This is a genomic window from Gilliamella sp. CG35 (assembly GCF_046635745.1).
GTDB classification, from domain to species: domain Bacteria; phylum Pseudomonadota; class Gammaproteobacteria; order Enterobacterales; family Orbaceae; genus Gilliamella; species Gilliamella apicola_I.
Genome location: NZ_JBIDFH010000031.1, coordinates 1 through 2,232, shown reverse-complemented (window position 1 = coordinate 2,232; position 2,232 = coordinate 1). Strand labels below are relative to the sequence as shown.

Sequence of the window (2,232 nt, the reverse complement as noted above, 5' to 3'; positions counted from 1 at the left end):
AAAGCGACAAAAATGCTGTGGTGGGATGATGTCGCCAAAGGTTTAGCTAAGCAAAAGCAGCAGACACAACAAAGTGACACTGAAACAGAAAAAGATAAAACAAAAGACAGCTCAAAGCAACAAACCGAAACTTCATCAACGCTTGCCACCTTAAGTCAAAATGGTAGGGTGTGGTTTATAAATCCTATTATAATGATGAGTTTGTTTGATAAAATTATAAAAAGAGAATTGAAAACATCACAAGCAGGAATAGATTTTATTTATTTAGCGGAGGCACAAAAAAATATTTCTAATAAATTGCATTGGCCAGGAACTGGAAGTGGTATTACTTTAGGCCCAGGTTATGATATGAAAGGAAGAAGTTCAACAAATATTTTAAATGATCTTTTAGAAATAGGTATTTCATCTGATGTGGCGCAAAAAGTTTCTAAAGCAGCTGGTTTAAAAAATGAAACTGAAATTAAAGTATTTATGAAGGAAAATAAAGACGTTATTACATTAACTGTTGAACAAGAAAAATTATTATTAATTAAAATAATTCCCGACTATGAAAATAAAATTGAGAAAGTTATAAAAATTGATTTGAAGCAACATGAATATGATGCATTAGTTTCTTTTGTTTATAATGTTGGTTCTATTAAAAGTGATAGTAATTTATCAAAATATCTTAATGAAGGTAAAAAGAAAGAAGCAATGGATGTTTTACTACAATATAATAAATCTGGAGGTAAAGTTTTAGAAGGTTTAAAGAGAAGGAGAGAGAAAGAACGAGAAATATTTGAAAAAGGTATATATGCTAAAGAGATTTATTAGGAGAAAGAGTATGCTTCGTAATTTTTATTTAATATTCTGCCTATTTTTGTCATTTTCAATAAGAGCAGATTTAACTAATAATTGGATAGTGACTAAAGTATATATTAGCGATACAGCACGCACAAAAACAGTGTCCTATGATGATCCAATTTACCTTAATAGAATATTTCAATGGGATGAAAATGTTATCAAAACTAATATTTATTCTGGTGCTCTTATTGAGATTTGTTCAAATTATAAAGTAAATAAATTCATTATCGATTTTGATGAATTTTTAAACAAAGAAATGCTAAGTGCTGACTCTTTTGACCTAAATATGAAACAAAAAATAAACCAATTAAATATTTTCTGCCCTAACATTCAGAAAACATGGACATTATTTGAAAAAAATGCTGATGCATATTTAATAGTAAATACAAATGATTCTATATTAGAGATAAATCGAATAAAGTATCAGAATACTGTTCCGAGTTTCTCTTGTTCAAAAGCAAAGAAGGTATCTGAAAAACTGATTTGCCAAAATATTTATCTATCAGGATTAGATAGGAGTATTCATGATATTTATCATAATATAAAAAAATATTATGACTACAATAATGCTCAGAAAGAGTTTGAAGAAATATACAGTAATCAAAAAAAGTTTATTCAGAAAAGAGATTTATGTACTAATGAAAAATGTTTGATGGACATTATGAATAAACATACTTATGAGTTACATCAATATATGCCATTGATTACGCCTTACTAGAAATTGTAACTAATATTCGGTGTAAATTTTAAATTGTATTTAATCAGAAAGTAACAATAGGAAATGTTAAGAATATCATTTATTTTTAAATGATAAATATACAGGTATAGCCACTTAAATAGAGAATATTGAGAAATATAAAAATAATATGTATTTTAATGTCATTATTATCTTTGATTTGTTTTGCTAATAATTTTAATCATTCTTGTTTGTATATAAATAGGTATGGTTCTTCGAATTTCACAATTCAAATCTCTTATTATTGCAAAGAAGTGAATTAGATTGTAAAGGCCTTTAATATGAAGGAGCACAGAAAAAAGATAAATTGTATATTTAATTAAAAGGAAAAATGATAAATCATCATTCATTTCATCATTTATAAGAATATCAATTTCAACATAATTATGATTAATATATTATTTCCAGCAGTCAATTAACTATATAGAAAATGGCAAATTATTACAAATTGAGGAACTAAAAACATTGGGATATATTAGATACTCCATGTATAGATAATGAATATGCGACAATTAAGAGAACTATTTTAAGGGAATATCGCAAAAACCACACTTAACAACGGCACTGGGACGGCTATTAGTTCATTATCAAAGTGAATGGTATGAAGAGCTGGATGCAGAAGGAAAGCGACCGGAATGGGAAGCATTAAACAG

Annotated in this window: 2 protein-coding genes; both read left to right on the top strand. The window is 27.2% G+C overall.

Features of this window, described 5'->3' with window-relative positions; translation table 11 throughout:
- On the top strand, nucleotides 1–813 hold an 813-nt coding region (locus tag ACGH4F_RS09475), incomplete at its 5' end, for a glycoside hydrolase family protein (RefSeq protein WP_411591002.1).
- Nucleotides 814–823: 10 nt separating this feature from the next.
- Complete coding sequence (locus ACGH4F_RS09470) at nucleotides 824–1,561, top strand: hypothetical protein (RefSeq protein ID WP_267360380.1); 738 nt, start codon at nucleotides 824–826, stop codon at nucleotides 1,559–1,561.
- Nucleotides 1,562–2,232 lie beyond the last annotated feature (671 nt).

Excerpts from the sequence above, each read along its gene's own strand:
- ACGH4F_RS09470 (WP_267360380.1), top strand. The coding sequence starts at position 824 with ATGCTTCGTAATTTTTATTTAATATTCTGCCTATTTTTGTCATTTTCA.